Below are 18,149 nucleotides of genomic sequence, written 5' to 3'. Positions count from 1 at the left end.
ACGAGCCTCGACGATGGAACTTTGCCTTGCCGCAGGGATTGGGAATGTTGCGGTTTTGATAAACTCGACCTAAAAAGGCACGCAAACAACGGGATGGATATGACAGATCAACCGATGAGCGCTACACGCCAACTTTCCGACGAAGTCAAAAGACTACGCCGCTGGCTCGATCAGGACGCCCTCCCCATATGGTGGGATGTTGGAGCGGGTAAGCCTGATGGTGGCTTCCATGAACGGATTGGCCAGAACGGCAAGCCTATGCTTGGCGACAACCGCCGCTCGCGCGTACAACCGCGTCAGGCCTATTGCTACGCTGCGGCAGGTCAGAACGGCTGGGCAGGTGACTGGCGGAAAGCTGTCGATCACGGACTGCATTGGTTCGACAAAGTCTATCGCCTGGACAATGGGCTTTACGGAAATCTCGCCGATGCCTCTGGCAAACTTATCGACGACACCTTCGATTTCTACAATCAGGCTTTCGCCCTGTTCGCTGCCGCCCAGACCGCCATGGTTTTCCCGCAGCGCAAAGATGAGATGCGCCAGCGCGCGCTCGACATCCTCGACGTCCTCAAACGTGATTACGCTCATCCAGAAGCGGGTTTCGAAGAGGCAAATCCGCCGGTCGAGCCTTTGTGCTCCAATCCACACATGCATTTCTTCGAAGCGATGCTCGCATGGGAAACCGTTGACCCGGACGGACCATGGCATCCATTGGCAGATGATGTTGCGCAGCTGGCACTGGATAAATTCATCGACGCCGAAACTGGCGGACTGCGTGAGTTTTTCGACCACGACTGGGCGCCGATGCCCGGTGAAAAGGGTCGTATCATGGAGCCGGGCCACCAGTTCGAGTGGGCCTGGCTTCTGACGCGCTGGGGCAGTCTGCGCAAAAACAGCCCTGCGATCGCGAAAGCCAGACGGCTCTTCGAGATTGGCGAGACCTATGGAATATGCCCGCGTCGCAAGGTTGCAGTCATGAGCCTTTACGACGACTTTACGGTTCACGATCCGTTGGCGCGCCTGTGGCCACAAACCGAGTGGCTGAAGGCCGCCGTGCGATTGGCCTGCGTCAGCCACGGCGAGGATCGTTATCGATATCTGGATTCGGCGCTGCGTGCCATCGGTGCGCTACAGCCGTTTCTCGATACGCCTGTTCCTGGCCTGTGGTTCGATAAATGGCCTGCTGACGCGCCGATGATCGATGAACCCGCCCCGGCCAGCACGTTTTATCACATCGTCTGCGCCATCTACGAGGCGGAAGACATGCTCGAACATGGTTTGCAACCGTAACAATCGTCACCCTTGGGTTTGCCGAGGATGACGATTGTCGATGCAACGATGCACTCAAGCTTCCAGCCAACGAACCTGTTCAGGCGTCAGCTTGATATCGAGTGCGGACAGGCTGTCCTCAAGTTCCGCAATCGTGCGCGGCCCGATGAGGGGGATGACCGGGAAGGGCTGGGCGATGACGTAGGCCAGCGCGATGTGGATCGGATGACGGCCAAGTTCCCTGGCAAGCTGGATGGCGCGGTCCCGACGCTCGAAATTGCGGTCGGAATACCATACGCGCACGATTTCTTCATCGTCCCGTTTGTCACGCCCTGCCCTGTCGGTAAAGAAGCCACGCCCCTGGCTTGACCATGCGAAGTTTGGAATTTGCCGCTCACGCTGCCAGGACTTCCATCCGTCATCGGACGCCGCAACGCATCCGGCCCAGATCGGGTCGAGCATCTCTGCCAGCGAGAAGTTGTTCGACAGGGCGGCTGGTGCCGCTTTTTCGTTCTTTTGTGCGTAGGCAGCTGCTTCATCCATCCGCTCCCGCGTCCAGTTGGAACCACCGAAGATACCTCTGATGCGGCCCCGTTTCACCTCCGCGTCCATGGCATCAACGAACTCACCCACCGGGACCGAAACATTGTCGCGATGCATGAAGTAGACATCGACATAATCCGTCTTCAGCCGGTCAAGCGATTGATCCAGCTGCTTGGCAATCATATCCGGGTAGCACAATGGCGAGTGCGCACCCTTGCCGATCAGGACGATCTCCTCGCGCGGCACGTTTCGACTGGTGTGCCAATCGCCGAATATGCTCTCTGTCTTGCCGCCGCCATAGACATAGGCCGTGTCGAACAAATTGCCGCCTGCTTCATAGAAGCTATCGAGCGTCAAAGACGCAGATGCGAAATTCGGGAAGAATTCGAAGCCCAGCGCGACGACGGAGGCTGGCTTGGAAAGACCAGGAATAGTGCGTTTGGGCACGGTATTGCCCGCAACGACCGTCCCGCCAGAGATATTGGACACACGCCTGGCAGACGTCTCCACGCCATATTCCAGGCCGACCGAAGCCCGCCATTGGTCCATGACGCGGAGATTACCGAGCGAATCTGCCCAACTCATACCGGGATACGCGAATTGCTGCTGCCCGTTGCGAATGGCGGTGCCAGCGGCATCCACTTCGAAGGCATAAAGCCAACCGTCTTCTTTCACGTCGATGGTTTGCCTGTCCTTGCCTTTGATGACGTCGATCTTGCCGACGCCGCCCTTGTGACCCGATGCAAACCAGAAATCCTCCACCTCGATGCGGCCTTGCGAGCCGATGATGCGCAGCACGTTGTCCTGTTGCGCCATGATGGAGCAAGACACTTCCGCAACGATGCCGTTGGAAAATTTCAACACGGCAGACGCCCATTCATCCACACCGGACTGACCGAGATGACCGACGCCCGACACCTTTTCCGGCTCGAGAACCGGATGCCCCGTTGCGGCACCGGCGATCAGACGGGCCATGGAAACAGGATAGCCACCAACATCGAGGATCCCGCCACCCGCTGCATCATTGGCAAACAGGCGATGATCAGGCTTGAAACCACCCATATTGAAACCGAAGCTGGTGCGGATAATGCGGACGTCGCCGATCACGCCGCTTTTGACGAGGTCGACGATCTTCGCGGTTTGCGGATGCACACGGTACATATAGGCTTCACCCGCAAAGACGCCTGCTTTTTTCGCCTCGTGAAAAATCGCATCCGCGTCATAGGCAGACAGTGCAATCGGCTTTTCCACCAGCACGTGCTTGCCGGCACGAATGGCTTTGATGGCCCATTCGGCGTGACCTGTATGCGGCGTGGCAATATAGACGGCATCGATCTCGCTATCTGCCAGAAGAGCGTCGTAGCCGTGAACGATCCGGGCGCCGGGAAAACCATCGCCCAATCCCGGCTTTTCTGGATTGCGACTGGCAATGGCCACAAGCTTGCCGGTCCTCGAGTGAGCGATGCCCTCTGCAAATGTGCGGGCAATTGTTCCGGGGCCGATAATGCCCCAACGGACAGGTTGAGCGTCAGTCATGTCAAATCCTCATTCGATTGTCTGGAAAAACGGTTCAGCGCAGGCGCTGCCCCGCGCTGTCAAAAAGGAAGGCCTTGGCCGCCGAAATCGCAACGGTCAGACGCTGCTGGTTTGTCGAGTGGCGTGATTCCGGTTGTTCGATCACCATGGGAATATCGCCAGCCATTCGTGCATAGACGTAGCTGGTGTTACCGAGATGCTCGGCGACATCGATCTCGACATTCAGATCGGCATCGCCCGTTCCGACCTGCCCGAAATGTTCAGGACGAATGCCCAGAACGACATCGCGACCGTCCTCGACCGGCGATGAGAGAGGCAGGGTGATGCGGACGTCCGGATCATGGGTCAGAGACAAGGTTACGCCGCTGTCGGACCGTCCCACGACCTTTGCGGGCAGAAAATTCATTTTGGGCGAGCCGACGAAACCTGCAACAAACCGGTTTGCGGGATCATCGTAGAGATCGAGCGGTGCGCCGATCTGTTCAATATGACCTGCCCGCAACACCACGATCTTGTCTGCCAGCGTCATGGCCTCGGTCTGGTCGTGCGTGACATAGATCATCGTGGTTCCCAACTGCTTGTGAAGCCGGGAGATTTCCACGCGCATCTGGACCCGGAGTTCCGCATCGAGGTTCGACAGGGGTTCATCGAACAGAAACACGCGAGGCTGGCGAACGATGGCGCGCCCGATGGCGACACGCTGGCGCTGACCACCGGAGAGCTGTTTGGGGCGGCGCGCCATCAGCTCGTTGATCTGGAGAATATCGGCTGCACGTTTCACACGCTGGTCCGTATCGGCCTTTGGGTTTCCGTTCATCCGCAATCCGAAAGAGAGGTTCTGCTCGACCGTCATATGCGGATAAAGCGCATAGGACTGGAAGACCATGGCAATCCCGCGATCGGTCGGCTCGGCATCGTTGACGACCTTGCCGCCAATGCTGATCTCACCATCGGAAATCTCCTCCAAGCCAGCGATCATGCGCAAAAGAGTGGATTTTCCGCAACCGGATGGTCCGACAAAGACGACGAATTCGCCATCGGCAATCTCAAGATTGGCCCCGTGGATGACCTCCAGCGCGGCGTAGCGTTTGACGACGTTTTTCAGTGACAGTTCCGCCATGCGGTTCCTCCCGGATTACTTGACGGCACCGGCAGAAATGCCGGCGATGAAATGGCGCTGCAGAGCCACGAAGATGATGAGAACAGGCCCGGTCAGCAGAACCGCGCCTGCCATGATGCCACCCCACGACACCTTGGTGAGACCAATCAGCGAGCCTAACGCAACGGGTGCCGTCATCATGCCCGGCTTCGAGTTGATCAGCAGTGGCCAGAGATAATTGTTCCACGATGCGAGAAACAGAATGATCGACAAGGCCGCCATGGTCGGACGTGCGAGCGGCAGAGCAATGCGAAGAAAGATTTGCCACTCCTTGACGCCTTCGACGCGGGCCGCATCAAACAGTTCCGTCGGCATCATGGAGAAGGATTGCCGCATGAACAGAACACCAAGCGAATTGAACAGCGGCGGCACGATGAGCGCGACCCATGTATTGGCAAGCTTGAATTCCCGCGCCACCATGATGAATTGCGGAATGACGACGACCGCATAGGGCAGTGTGATCGTTCCCAGAATGATTGCGACGACGACGGAACGGCCTGCAAAACGATACCGTGCCAATGCCCAGCCCGCCATCGACGTGAGCATGACCGACAGCACGGTATAAACCAAGGCGACGCCGATGGAGATCGTCATGGCACGCACGAAATCGGTATCGGCCTGAAGATTCTGAAAATTTTCCAGAAAATGCGTGGATGGCAGAAGCTCAATATTGGGGCTGAAGATGCCGTTATCAGGCATGGTCGAAAAAACAAACATCATCCAGATCGGAAACAGCCAGATGACGGCAAGCGGCAACAACACGGCGTGCAGGCCGATTTTTTGCCACAGCAGAGACTTTGATCTGGACCTCATTTCGCGTCCCTCCCGACCCACAGTTGAAACAGCGAGATGACGACAGCCAAGGCAGCAATCGTATAGGCGATGGCGGAGGCATAGCCGAAGTTCAACGCCGTAAAGCCCTGACGGTAAAGGAAAATACCGAGCGTCTCGGTCGCGCCACCCGGCCCGCCTCTGTTGGTTATGAGAAAGGGTTCAGTGAACAACTGCATGGTGCCGATGACCGATAGCACGACACAAAACATGATGATCGGTTTCAGCAACGGCAGAGTGATGTGGAGAAATTGCTGGCGTTTGCTGACACGATCGAGCCTCGCCGCCTCATAGACATCGCCGGGGATGGATTGCAGCCCCGCCAGAATGATGATGGCGTTGTAACCGGCCCAGCGCCAGGTCACGGCAATGATGATGACAGCCATGGCGGCCGTGCCATTATCAAACCAGGAAACGGGTGGAAGCCCGATCGACATGATGAACTTGTTAATGATGCCGAAGTCGGCGCTGAACATCAGGCGGAACACCGCTGCATAGGCAACCTCACCGACAACGACAGGGGCAAAGAAGGCAAAGCGGAACAACGGACGCGCTTTCAGGAGTGGCGAGTTCAACAGCACAGCCATGATGGTGGCCAGCGCGATCATCACCGGCACCTGAACGATGAGGATGACGATGGTGTTCTGGAGAGCATTATAGAATGCCGGATCGCCGAACAGCCGTCCCCAGTTCATCGATGGTGCGAACCGCCAGGGATTGATGCGGGTATTTTGAAAAGACAATAAAAACGAACTGATGATCGGCCACAGCCAGAAGGTGGCAAAAATCAGCAGATAGGGGGCAAGAAAGGCGTAAGCGACCCTGTTGCGCAACGGCATATTAATGACCTCACGAAGCCAGATGGTGCGTGGAGCCAGACGCTTTTCGCAAAAAGCGCCCGGCGACGATCAGCCTGGGAGGCTATTGTGCAGTGGGGAGTCCCGTTGCGGCCTCGATTTGCTTGGCAGCATCATCGAGAGCGGTCTTGGCATCCGGGAAACCGCCCGCCAGATATTTGGTTTGCGTTGCGCGGAAGATCCCTTCAGCATCGGACTGAAAAGCAGTCCCTCGGCTTGGCACGATCTTCGGCAACGTGGCGAGAATGTCAGACCATACCGCCTGACCGCCCCAATAGGCTTGTGGTTCCTTGACGAAAGGGTCTTTGTCGGCAGAGAGCAACGAGGGTACCAGGCCGAAAGATTTCAGCATGGTGATCTGCCCTTCATTCGTGAGCAGCGCGTAGTCAATGAACTTCCACGCCGCTTCCTTATTCTCGGACATGGAACTGATGGCCAGCGAAGACCCGCCAAGGTTGGCAGCATGTGGACCATCCGCCGTCAGGCTCGGCATGGTGTAAACGCCCCATTTGCCAGCCAGATCAGGTGAACCGGACCGAACCGTCCCTTCGAACCAGCCGCCATACATCTGGGTTGCCACCTTGCCAGAGGTGTTCGACTGGATTTTTTCATCCCAGATCGCGGCGGTTATGATGCCAGCGTCCTTCATCTGCTTGAGCTTATCGAGCGTAGCCACGCAAGCGGGCTGGTTGATGGTGATGGTCTGGCCATCGGTCGAAAAGTAACCGCAACCCTGCTCGTTGGCGATCATGCGAAACCATTCGCTATCCCCGTTGAAGTCGGCCTGTGTCATGACTGTGCCGGGGTTGGCGGCCATCACCTTCTTGCCCGCTGCGATGAAATCATCCCACGTCTTGACGGTCGCGGGATCGACACCTGCCTTTTCATAAAAGTCCCGGCGATAAAACATTGCAACTGGACCGGAATCCCATGGCACGGCATAGGCAACGCCATCGACTTCCAATTCCGTCCGCTTGAAATCCGGGAACAGCGCTTGCTTTTCGGGTGTATAGCCAAGTTGCGTCACATCCGCGAAGCAATCCGGGAAGCGGCTCCAGAACACCTCTGCCTCAAAATTTTCCACTGTGACGATGTCCGGCAAACCTTCACCGCCTGCGGCGCAAGCGGCAATTGCCTTGTCATAGACCTGACTGTTCCCGAGGTCTTGAACGTCGACTTTGATATCAGGATTCTGCTTGTTGAAACCCTCCAGCGTGGATTTCAAAGCGGATGCGGCAACGTTCCAGCTCCAGACGGTAATCGTGGTCGATTGTGCAGCAGCAGGCGTGGCAGCGAGCAACGCCAGCGATACGGACGCGCCGATAAATTTAAAGTCCATTGAAAACCTCCCTTTTCAATTGCCGTCCTCCAACGACAAGGGCAGATTAGCGAGTGGTTGAAATCTGTCTCGTTGAAAGGGTATATCGATTTGGCGAAAAGTAAGGTCGAGGAACGAGCCATCTATCAGCCGGGTGCAAGCAGCATCGAAGGCACCCCCACGAAGCTGCAATTTTTTCGCGCGCATCCTCAGATGATGCTGATGCCACACTGGCATGCCCAAATCGAAATCAACTATGTTATGTCGGGCAGCGTTCACTACCGCATGGGCGACCACTCACTGCACCTGGATGCCGGGCAGATGTGCCTCTTCTGGGGTGGACAGGCACACCAGATGGACGAGTCCTCGGAGGATTCTTTTTATGCAGGCGCGCATCTGCCGCTCGTGCATTTTTTCCGCATGCGTCTTCCTGCCGCCGTTTCCACGATGTTGATGGGAGGTGCGACGATGCTGACATCGGTGACTGACACATCAGACCAGGAAAACTTTTCTCGCTGGTTCCGCTATGCAGATTCCGGCGACCCACAGAAAGCCGAAAACGCCGTGGAGGAGTTGCTTCTGCGTATTGAACGAATGTTTCTCGAACCCTATACGGTCATTTCACCTGCGCTGCGAACCAGTAAAGCAAATGACGGGGACAGTTCGCATTCGGCCAGCGTCGTGCGCATGTGCGACTTCATAGCAGCCAATTTTCTGGAGGATATCGACGCGGGGGATATCGCACGTTCCGCCAACCTTCATCCGAAATATGCCATGAATCTGTTTCGGAAATCCACGGGCATGACCTTGATCAAATACCTGACGTTGCTGCGTCTTTCCCGGGCACAAGCGATGCTTATCAATGACAACGACAACGTGCTTCAGGTCGCAATGGAAAGTGGATTTGGCTCCGTCAGCGCCTTCAACAAGGCCTTCAAGCAGGTCGCCGGCATGTCTCCGTCAAACTTTCGGCGTGGGATGCGGTTTAATCTATCGCCATAGGGCTGGCCTTGGATTGGTGCAAACCAGCATCAGCGGTTACCAGTGATATGAAATCATTCCGTTAGTGATTGATTTATAATCATAAATTTGAAAACCCGACACCATATGACGTATGTTCAAGCCGCCCACCTGAATCCTTACCAAAATTTAACTGTTGCTCCCATCGAAAAGATGGCTATTTTCCGTGCTGCGCTGCAGCATAGTCTCTCCTTATGCAGCGCTATCGCATTCAGTGCCGGTAACTCCAATGGACCCCGGGTCTATTCAATATCCATTCCAAGGGAGATTTTAATGACAATATCCGTGACTCATCTTTATTCCAGCGATCAGACAGACGCGCCATTTGCGGAAAAAATTGCTGCAGCCCGACACACCGCCGGCTACACGATCGAACAGCTCGCGATCACCTGCGGACTGACAGTGCAGGAAATCGCCGCATTGGAAGACGGTTCTGACAGCAATCCTTCGCATATCCAGCGTGTCGCTGCAGCTTTGCAAATTCCGCTCTCAAACATTGTCTGATCACTTCCGCCACCCTCGATAAAGAGGGCCTTTCCTCGCCTGCCGCTACCGAATTTTTATCGGCAGGACCGGCGAGGAAATTGTATTTTTCCCAAGTTTTCGATATCCCCTTAAAAATCACTTTTCCAAATCCCACATCAGGGTCGCGTAGCCAGATGCCTGTCTCGGTGACGACTATTTTATGACTGATGACCTGACCTGTGGAAACCTTATGACAGACGATCACGCCGACCTGTCGCACCACCGTGCAACAGACCAACTCTGGCCATCGCAGCGTTCCGAAATCTTGAACTGGCTGGTCCTCGAAACCCATGAACAGCGTTTCATTGACAATATCTTCGTGGAGCTTTGCCAAAGGTTAAATGGTTCAGGCGTTTCAGTCGCCAGGGCGTCGTTGAATTTCATGGTCGAGCATCCACAATGGCGGGGCGCTCGAATACTCTGGACAAAAGATCGAGCAGACGCCGAGTTCACGACCTATGCCTATGGCACGGAGAATACGCAGGAGTATCGTAACTCTCCGATACACGAAATAAATTCGGGCACGGAAGAACTTCGTTACAGGCTTGATGTTCCACCGGTAGACCCGGAGTTCGCAATCTATGCAGAGTTGCGTGCCGAGGGTTTGACCGAATATTGCGCGTGGCCGCTCAAACACACTTTTGAGAAGCGTCACGTGGTAACATTCTCCAGCGACCAACCGGGCGGTTTTACCGATGCGGAGATCGAGATGCTGCGGAGCATCGTCCCCGTGATATCTCTGGTGTCGGAAATTCGGCTCAAGAACCGTATCGCACGAACGCTTCTGGAAACCTATGTCGGTCCGCATGCCAGCCAGGCCATTCTGGACGGCGCAACGCGAAGAGGCAGCGGAACGACTGTTGGCGCCGCGATCCTGATTTGTGACCTGCGCGATTTCACCCATATTTCCGATCTGTGGCCACGCGACGATGTGATCGAACTTCTGAACGCCTATTTTGATGCCATGTCCGACCCGATCGAGAAATTCGGTGGCGAAATCCTGAAATTCATGGGCGATGGTCTTCTGGCCATCTTTCCGTTGAGCAATCCAGATGCCTGCAAGAACCTCGTTGCCGCGATAGAGGAGGCGCAGGTCCACCTGCAAGCGTTGAATGAGGCCAACATCAAGCGCGGCCACGAGCCGCTTGGCTATGGTATCGGCGTCCATGCGGGCGATGTGATGTATGGCAACATAGGCTCGAAAAACCGACTGGATTTCACCGTCATCGGCCCTGCCGTCAACGTCGCATCGCGATTGGAAAGCCTGACGAAGCAGATAAAACGACCGGTGCTCATGTCCCAGACCTTTGTCGAGATGGCAGGAAACATCAGAGATTTCGAGAGCATCGGAACGCAGACTTTGCGCGGCCTTGAAAACTCTATTCATGTTTATGCATTGCCCGTGCCTGACAGGGGTTGAGTTTTGCAATATATGAGCACCGAAAGCCCGAACTGAACATTGCGATAGGACCTGATGTCGTTGAACGATGACATGGAAGCACCCGTTGCCCCCACCGCCAGAATGCTGACCTGGGTGCGCAACTCGACCATTTACCGGCTTCAGCGCCAGATGCTGACGGAACGGCAGTTGTTCGATGCCATCAAGCGCAAGGCAAAGCAGAAATTCGAAGAGATAACGCCAGAGCAAGTCGACGCACTTGCCCATGCGGCGGTAAAGTTCGGTCACGATCTCAAAGCGCTCGACGATGTCGCCTATGCCGAAAGCGCGACGAGATCAGCCATCCGGAGCGGCCGATCACGGCGGGCCATCGCACAGAGGCTGAGCATCAAAGGCGTGAGCAAGGAGATCGCGGAGAAAGCGTTGAATGAAACCGACGATCTCTATTCGGCCGTCGTGATGGCGCGCAAACGCCGGTTTGGCCCATTTCGGAGGGAAGAACCAGATGAAAAGCGAATGCAAAAGGAAATATCCGCCTTCGCACGCAACGGGTACAGTTTTGACATTGCCGGTCGCGTCTACAGGATGACACCGGACGAAGCGGAAGCCATATTGGCAGACAGCCCGCTCTGACGAGCTACTTTGGCGCCTGCACCGTTTTCATATAGGCGATCAGATCATCGATCTCGCTTTCACTCCACAACCCAAAAAAGCGCATTGCCGTGCCTGGCACGCTTTTCTTCGGACTGTATAGAAATTCCTTCAGCTTTTCGTCCGTCCAGACCATTCCCTGCGCCCCCGCGTCTATCATCGCCTGCGAATATTTGTAGTCCGGGACCGAACCCGCCGGTCGGCCGACGACACCCATGAGATGCGGCCCAAGCCGGGTCCGGGGTGAGTCGATGTTGTGACAGGCGGAACATTTGCTGAATGATTGCTCGCCACGCGCCGCATCACCTTCAGCCAACACTGCAGACGCGGAGAGAAGCAAAGAGGATAGCACCAAAACCTTCAGTCTCATCGTCATCTTCACGAACCTATCCAGACCCAGATACAAAAGCGCCCTCCCTGTCATATGACAGAAAGGGCGCTTTTTAGAATGCGTCAGATTGACCGACCTATCAGCCGCTGATCGGGTTCAACGTCACGGATGTGCCAGTCGCTGCCAGATTCAGGCCTACCTGGCCAGTCACGCTGACGGTCTGAAGCTGGATTGATCCAGATGTGCCGCCGACGAGAATGTTGGCACCGACACCGAGGCCAACGGTGGCTTCAGCGGTCGCACCCTGGTAAAGGCCACCGAGTGAACCCTTGTGATAACCAGCGGTCGGAGCAAACACCGCCCAGACCAGACGACCCTGAGTCGTGAAGCCGAGGTCTACGCCAACCTTACGAATCGCACCGCTGTAGTGGTCTGTGCGGCGCGCGCCCATCGTCGACTGAAACGTGCAATCGAGCTCTTTTGCAGAGCCGACGACGTAGCCTACGCCACCGCCAACTTCACATGTAAGGTAGCCGATTTTTACGCCGTTGCGCTCGTCCTGCTCCTGAGGTTCCTGATAGTTGGTGAGGTCTGCTGCGATTGCGCTGGCAGTTCCACCGAGACCAAGTGTGAATGCGGCGAAGGTGACGGCTAGAGCCTTTTTCATATTGTTTTCTCCTGTTTAATTCTTTACCCGCGGCAGCCCCGTTGCCCTTTTCGGACTGTAAATGGCGCACCATTAACGTTTGTTCCGGAAAATCGATCCAATTGCAGACTATGTCGGCAAAACAATCGGCGGATAGGACACATCGGCAGCTAGATTGCCAATGAGGCGCTGTTAGGGCGCCTCATTTTGACAGGCTATTCTGCGTGACAAGTCCTGTATCAGTCTCTCCGATAATCGTCTTCCAGTCGCTTGATATCGTCTTCGCCGAAATACGAGCCTGTCTGGATTTCGATAAGCTCAAGAGGGATTTGTCCCTCGTTTGCCAGACGGTGCGGTTTGCCGAGAGGGATGTAGACCGATTCGTTTTCCGTCAACAACCGCGTCTGGTCATCGATGGTAACGGTCGCGGTACCGCGGACGATGATCCAATGCTCCGAACGATGATAGTGCTGCTGAAGCGAGATTCGGTGTCCAGGCTCAACCTTGAGGTGGCTGACTCGGTAGCGCGCACCGAAGTCTGTCTGCTCTATGTGGCCCCAAGGTCGGTAGGCGCGCTTGTGGACCTCCGTTTTGTGAGCGTGATCGCTGTCTTTTAGAGTCTCAACGAGACCTTTGACGCTCTGGACCCTGTCTTTCGGGGTTACGAGAACGGCGTCTTTGGTGGCAACAACGACGAGATCCTTGGCTCCAACCACCGTTGTCAGAATGCTGGTGGAGTGAATCAGGCACCCCTCGGAATCGATGAACAGCCCCTGGCCCTCAACAGCATTGTTATCGTCCAGCTTGTCGGCGATCTCCCAGATTGCATCCCAGCTGCCGATGTCCGACCAACGGAAATGGCCGCGAACGACAGCCATGCGCTTGGTGTTTTCGATGACCGCGTAATCAATGGAGTTTTTTGGCGACGCTTCAAAACTCTCCTTGTGCAAACGCACAAAGCCAAGGTCGCTTTCCTGTTCGTCAACCGAGCGCGTGACAGCCGAGAGAATGTCCGGAGCATAGGCCGAGAGCTCTGATATCATTACGTCTGAGCGGAAAAGGAAGTTCCCGGAATTCCAAAGGTAACCTTTCTCGACGTACGAAATGGCCGTTTCTTCATCTGGCTTTTCCACGAAGGCTTCAACGACACACAGATCTTGATTGCCATTGATAGGCTCGCCGGGATTGATGTAGCCATAGGAGGTTCTTGGTTCGGTGGGTGTAAGACCGAACACCACGATGTTACCCTGCTCGGCTGCTTCTGCACCCAACCTGACGGCGTCCGAAAACTTTTCATTGTCCAATACCACGTGGTCGGCAGCGAGCGCGAGAACGAGCGATCCCGGTTCCCGTCGCTCTGCGAGCACAGCGGCAGCAGCCATCGCGGCAGCGCTGTCGCGACGTGCAGGTTCCAGAACCACCGTTGCTTTCAAATCGATCTCTTCGGCCTGCCGTCGCGCGAAGAAACGAAAATCCTCATTCGTGATGACGAGCGGCTCGTCATAAAGCGCGGCGTCGCTTACACGCTGGAGGGTCTGTTGATAGGTAGACAGGCTACCAACGAGTGGCTGAAACTGTTTTGGCAATTGGTCGCGTGATACCGGCCATAGTCTCGATCCAGCGCCACCTGCCAGAAGTACCGGGATAATCTTTCGAGTTTGTGCGCTCACGTTTCTACCTTTCCAATTCCAAGTCACTTGCGTCCTATGCGTTCGGTCGGCACCAAAACACGTGTGGAAGTGAATGCCAAGCTTCAGCGCCACCCGGCCCCGAAACCTTTTCCTGCATTCAGTCCTCCGACTGTAACCGACCTGACGGTTTTTCAACGACGACATCAGGCTGCGGTTCCTGAAAACAGGACGCCTAATCGATTGAAGCGTTCTGATTTCCTCTGTTCCGTCGGATTAATCGCCATGAAGGACACTGAACACTTGGCAGCGTCATGAAAAATACAATAACAACGACCACCATTTGATAAAGAAAAAGAGAAGGGGGAGTCATGTCCGACAAAACGACATCCACGAACGGCAAAACGTCCGTAACGGATCAAGAGGCTCTAGACTTCCACTCACAAGGCCGTCCAGGCAAACTCGAGATCACCCCGACAAAGCCGATGGCGACCCAGCGCGATCTTTCTCTGGCCTATTCACCGGGCGTCGCGGTCCCTGTGAAAGCCATCGCAGAGAACCCCGATACCGCCTACGACTACACCACCCGTGGCAACATGGTCGCCGTCATTTCCAACGGCACTGCCATTCTGGGACTTGGAAACCTTGGCGCGTTGGCGTCCAAGCCGGTGATGGAAGGCAAATCTGTTCTGTTCAAACGTTTTGCCGACGTCGATTCGATCGATCTTGAAGTCGATACGGAAGATGCAGACGAATTCATCAATTGCGTGCGCTATCTCGGCCCCTCCTTTGGCGGCATCAATCTGGAAGATATCAAGGCGCCAGAGTGTTTCATCATCGAGAGCCGCCTGCGTGAACTCATGGATATTCCGGTTTTCCATGACGACCAGCACGGCACGGCGATCATTGCCGCCGCCGGCCTCATTAACGCCATTGCGCTGACGGGCCGTGATTTCAATACGACAAAACTGGTTTGCAACGGTGCGGGTGCTGCTGCGATCGCGTGCATGGACCTGATCAAGGCGATGGGTTTCAACCCGGCAAACATCATCCTGTGCGATACCAAGGGCGTGATCTACCAGGGCCGCACCGAGGGGATGAACCAGTGGAAATCCGCGCACGCGGCAAAGACGGACAACCGGACGCTTGAAGAAGCGATGAAGGGTGCCGACGTTGTGTTCGGTCTTTCGCAAAAGGGTGCGTTTACCGAAGACATGATCCGCTCAATGGCGCCTAAGCCGATTATCTTTGCCATGGCAAACCCTGATCCGGAAATCACGCCGGAGGAGGTCGCCCGAATTCGTGATGACGCCATCATGGCGACGGGGCGCTCCGATTATCCCAACCAGGTCAACAACGTCCTCGGTTTCCCATACATCTTCCGTGGCGCGCTGGATGTTCGCGCCAGCCAGATCAACGATGCGATGAAGATTGCCGCCGCCAAGGCGCTCGCCGATCTTGCCCGTGAAGATGTTCCAGACGATGTGGCCGCCGCCTATCAGGGTGTGCGTCCACGGTTTGGACCACAATACATCATTCCCGTTCCATTCGATCCGCGTTTGATTTCGGCAATCCCTGTGGCTGTTGCAAAAGCTGCCATGGAAACGGGCGTTGCCCGCCGTGAGTTGGGCGATCTCGAAGAATATTCTCGCGAACTTTCCGCACGGCGCGACCCCATGGCGTCGACCACGCAGCGCCTGTACGAGCGGGTCCGCCGTTCTCCGCGTCGCGTCGTTTTTGCGGAAGCCGAAGAAGAACAGGTCATGCGTGCGGCTATTTCTTATACCGCGCAGGGTCTCGGCACCGCCATTCTGCTCGGTCGGGACGATATCATTCGTGCCAATGCTGAGCGTGCGGGCATAGATCTGGACCGCCCCAACATCAAGATCACCAATGCACGCCTGTCCGCGCGCGTCGATGCCTATATCGATTATCTCTATGCGCGCTTGCAGCGGCAAGGTTTCCTGCTGCGCGACGTTCAGCGTCTGGTGCACAATGACAGAAACCACTTCGCGTCCTGCATGGTGGCGCTTGGTGATGCCGACGCAATGGTGACGGGCACGACCCGTAATTATTCAACGGCCCTGGAAGACGTGCGCCGTTGCATCAGCACCAAACCCGGCCATCGGGTGATCGGCGTATCGCTGGTGGTCTCGCGAAACCGCACGGTCTTTGTGGCCGACACCGCCGTTCATGACATGCCGTCCGCCGAAGACCTTGCCGATATCGCAGAGGAAGCAGCAGGTCTGGCTCGCCGCTTCGGCTACGAGCCACGGGTCGCCATGCTGGCCTATTCGACCTTCGGCCACCCGGTGGGTGAGCGTTCCGACAAGGTCCGTGAAGCGGTCCGCATACTGGATAAACGCAACGTGACCTTCGAGGTCGATGGAGAGATGGCCGCAGACGTTGCGCTGAACCACCACAAGATGCAGAGCCAGTACCCGTTCACGCGCCTGTCTGGTGCGGCCAACGTTCTGGTCATGCCTGCCATCCACTCGGCGTCGATATCGACAAAGATGTTGCAGGAGCTGGGTGGTGCAACTGTCATCGGCCCGTTGCTGGTGGGGCTGGATAAATCCGTCCAGATCACCTCAATGGGTGCAAAAGACAGCGATATCGTCAACATGGCTGCCATTGCCGCCTATAATTCCGGCGGCTTTTGATCACTCGCTGCCACAGATCACGTTATGTTTGTGGCAGAACTCCAAAAGGCGCCATGGTTCGGCCACATAATACAGCTTCTTCGCGAAAAATTATGCTGCATGAACACTCAATGGACGACGCATGGCTATGACGGTACATTCGGCAGGGACGCCGTCAACGGAAACAAATGGGCGCGGCAAAAGGATTTTGCTCTGCCTGACTAACAATCCAAATGCTGTGATTGTGCTCTTCGGAATCTACTTTCTTGTCCAGACCATCGTGCGGCAGCTTGTGCCGCCCGCTCTTCGCATCGATGAGGCACAGCAGGTCCTTTTCGCGCAATGGCTGGCACTTGGCTATGACGCACAGCCGCCTCTGTACAACTGGTATCAGCAGGGTGTTTTCGCGGTCTTCGGAACCTCGATGGTGACCTTGGCTTTGGCCAAGAACTTTATTTTGTTTCTGACCTTTGCCATCTACACCAAAACGGCTGAACTGGTTCTTGAGAACAAGCGCCTTGTCGTTGTGGCGGCAATGGCGCTTTTTGTCGTACCTCAGGTGTTCTGGCAGGCGCAACGCGACCTGACACACACCGCCATGCTGATGCTGACCTTTGCATCCCTCATCTACTGCACGATCAAACTGATACAGCGCCCGACGACAGCCGGCTATGTCCTCGTCGGCCTGGCCGCTGGCCTCGGCATGCTGTCGAAGTACAATTTTGCGCTCATGCTTCCAGCCTTGCTGGTAGCCGTCTGGTTCCATCCCACAGGCCGCGCGCGGATTTTCGACAAACGTTTCCTGCTCACGCTTGGCATCAGCCTTGTTGTCTTCATCCCGCACGTGTTCTGGCTGATCGACAATCTGAGCTTCGCTTCAGAGGTGACGTTGGAGCGAATGGCTGAAGATGCACCGGAAAGCCGTTTTTTGCAGATCGCACGCGGGCTGGGCCGTTTCGTTTCCAGCTCTGCAATCATCCTTGCTTTGCCGGCCTTGTTGCTCTGGCTTTCCGCCCGTCAGGAAAAGAAGCGCCCTGCCGCAACGGCCGACACCGTCTGGTTGCGTTTTTTCATCACCTATTTCATAGCCATCGCAATCTTGATGACAACAGTCATCCTGATGACGACAATGACCGAACTGCGCGACCGGTGGCTGCTGCCATTGCTTCTGCCATTTCCCATCCTGGCAACGCTCTTTCTCGAGCAACGGGTTGCGAATGTGGAACGCGTGTCGGGCAAATTCATTCCCCTCGGACTTTTCGTCATGGTGATCGTTCCGCTCGCCATGCTGCTCTCGCAGCCTTTGACAGCCTTCATGGGCAGAGTGTCCAGTTCCAATTACGACTGGCAAGCATTTCGTGACCACATCGTCGATGACAAAAGGATTTCGCCGTCACTCGTCGTCACGCCGAATTGGCCAAGCGGCGGCAATCTGCGTTTCGTGTTCGATGCCATTCCCGTCGGGACGACAATCTATGACGATTACGACCCCGTTTTCGCACTTTCGGAAGATCGGCCCGTTCTCATGGTCTGGACAGGCAATGACACCAAAGAACTGGAGGTGATGACCAAATGGCTAGGAGACCAGATGCATGCCAAGGTCGAAGGGGTCACAGCGACCAGACTGGATGTGCCACTTTATTATCCCGTCAAGAACAAGGTCCTGGAGTTCAATTACGCCGTGGTAAAACCATCGAACATCATCAAAAACTGACGATGGTCTCCAGATCGTCAATCTTGTCGACAGTTTGCATTTAAGCGTGCTATCTGTGCCGTCTGACATGGGGTGATTTT

The 18,149-nt window shown here is 55.7% G+C and carries 15 protein-coding genes; 7 read left to right on the top strand and 8 right to left on the bottom strand.

Annotation, left to right across the window (positions count from 1 at the left end):
• The first annotated feature begins 99 nt into the window (after positions 1–99).
• Complete coding sequence (locus GGQ73_RS06720) at positions 100–1,290, top strand: AGE family epimerase/isomerase (RefSeq protein WP_183894962.1); 1,191 nt, start codon at positions 100–102, stop codon at positions 1,288–1,290.
• 54 nt (positions 1,291–1,344) lie between these two features.
• Here the strand turns inward: GGQ73_RS06720 and GGQ73_RS06715 are convergent, their stop codons facing one another.
• The 5 genes from GGQ73_RS06715 to GGQ73_RS06695 form a co-directional block, all read right to left on the bottom strand.
• A complete protein-coding gene (locus GGQ73_RS06715; RefSeq protein ID WP_183894960.1) occupies positions 1,345–3,348 on the bottom strand; it encodes an aldo/keto reductase in 2,004 nt (667 codons plus the stop codon).
• 34 nt (positions 3,349–3,382) lie between these two features.
• The gene (locus tag GGQ73_RS06710) at positions 3,383–4,468 is read right to left on the bottom strand and encodes an ABC transporter ATP-binding protein (RefSeq protein ID WP_183894958.1); all 1,086 of its coding nucleotides are present in this window, start codon (positions 4,466–4,468) and stop codon (positions 3,383–3,385) included.
• A 15-nt stretch (positions 4,469–4,483) separates the two neighbouring features.
• A complete protein-coding gene (locus tag GGQ73_RS06705; RefSeq protein WP_183894956.1) occupies positions 4,484–5,320 on the bottom strand; it encodes a carbohydrate ABC transporter permease in 837 nt (278 codons plus the stop codon).
• Positions 5,317–6,177 carry a carbohydrate ABC transporter permease gene (locus tag GGQ73_RS06700; protein WP_183894954.1) on the bottom strand — a complete coding sequence of 287 codons (861 nt, stop codon included), beginning with the start codon at positions 6,175–6,177 and terminating at the stop codon, positions 5,317–5,319. Before GGQ73_RS06700 ends, GGQ73_RS06705 begins: the two co-directional genes overlap by 4 nt.
• An 82-nt stretch (positions 6,178–6,259) precedes the next feature.
• Positions 6,260–7,534: an ABC transporter substrate-binding protein gene (locus GGQ73_RS06695; RefSeq protein WP_183894952.1), complete on the bottom strand. Its 1,275-nt coding sequence runs from the start codon at positions 7,532–7,534 to the stop codon at positions 6,260–6,262.
• Between the two features lie 84 nt (positions 7,535–7,618).
• Here GGQ73_RS06695 and GGQ73_RS06690 point away from each other — a divergent pair, with 84 nt between their 5' ends.
• The 4 genes from GGQ73_RS06690 (at position 7,619) to recX (ending at position 11,090) form a co-directional block, all read left to right on the top strand.
• Positions 7,619–8,515, top strand: a complete 897-nt coding sequence (locus GGQ73_RS06690; protein WP_174155580.1) for a helix-turn-helix domain-containing protein — start codon at positions 7,619–7,621, stop codon at positions 8,513–8,515.
• Positions 8,516–8,620: 105 nt separating this feature from the next.
• Entirely contained in the window at positions 8,621–9,037 is a 417-nt protein-coding gene (locus GGQ73_RS22930; RefSeq protein WP_234900425.1) for a helix-turn-helix domain-containing protein, read from the top strand.
• A gap of 211 nt (positions 9,038–9,248) precedes the next feature.
• Positions 9,249–10,478 (top strand): adenylate/guanylate cyclase domain-containing protein, encoded by a 1,230-nt coding sequence (locus GGQ73_RS06680; RefSeq protein ID WP_174155553.1) that lies wholly within the window; start codon positions 9,249–9,251, stop codon positions 10,476–10,478.
• Positions 10,479–10,538: 60 nt separating this feature from the next.
• Positions 10,539–11,090 (top strand): recombination regulator RecX, encoded by a 552-nt coding sequence (recX, locus tag GGQ73_RS06675; RefSeq protein WP_412762962.1) that lies wholly within the window; start codon positions 10,539–10,541, stop codon positions 11,088–11,090.
• Positions 11,091–11,094: 4 nt separating this feature from the next.
• On the opposite strand, the gene GGQ73_RS06670 is transcribed toward recX, so the two are convergent.
• The 3 genes from GGQ73_RS06670 to GGQ73_RS06660 all read right to left on the bottom strand — a co-directional run bounded on the left by GGQ73_RS06670 (position 11,095) and on the right by GGQ73_RS06660 (position 13,755).
• Positions 11,095–11,478 carry a c-type cytochrome gene (locus GGQ73_RS06670; protein ID WP_183894950.1) on the bottom strand — a complete coding sequence of 128 codons (384 nt, stop codon included), beginning with the start codon at positions 11,476–11,478 and terminating at the stop codon, positions 11,095–11,097.
• 100 nt (positions 11,479–11,578) lie between these two features.
• Positions 11,579–12,106 carry a DUF992 domain-containing protein gene (locus GGQ73_RS06665; protein ID WP_183894948.1) on the bottom strand — a complete coding sequence of 176 codons (528 nt, stop codon included), beginning with the start codon at positions 12,104–12,106 and terminating at the stop codon, positions 11,579–11,581.
• Positions 12,107–12,324: 218 nt separating this feature from the next.
• Positions 12,325–13,755 (bottom strand): mannose-1-phosphate guanylyltransferase/mannose-6-phosphate isomerase, encoded by a 1,431-nt coding sequence (locus GGQ73_RS06660; RefSeq protein ID WP_183894946.1) that lies wholly within the window; start codon positions 13,753–13,755, stop codon positions 12,325–12,327.
• Between the two features lie 329 nt (positions 13,756–14,084).
• Between GGQ73_RS06660 and GGQ73_RS06655 the strand changes: the two genes are divergently transcribed.
• Together GGQ73_RS06655 and GGQ73_RS06650 are read left to right on the top strand one after the other, a co-directional pair.
• On the top strand, positions 14,085–16,376 hold the full coding sequence (locus GGQ73_RS06655; RefSeq protein ID WP_183894944.1) for an NADP-dependent malic enzyme: 2,292 nt from the start codon (positions 14,085–14,087) through the stop codon (positions 16,374–16,376).
• A gap of 121 nt (positions 16,377–16,497) precedes the next feature.
• Positions 16,498–18,069, top strand: coding sequence for a glycosyltransferase family 39 protein (locus tag GGQ73_RS06650; protein WP_174155558.1), 1,572 nt, complete (start codon positions 16,498–16,500; stop codon positions 18,067–18,069).
• Positions 18,070–18,149: the final 80 nt, after the last annotated feature.

The sequence above is a fragment of the Rhizobium skierniewicense genome, assembly GCF_014196515.1.
Classification (GTDB): Bacteria; Pseudomonadota; Alphaproteobacteria; order Rhizobiales; family Rhizobiaceae; genus Agrobacterium; species Agrobacterium skierniewicense.
Note: the sequence above shows the minus strand (reverse complement) of the source record. Positions and strands in the feature narration are given on the sequence as shown.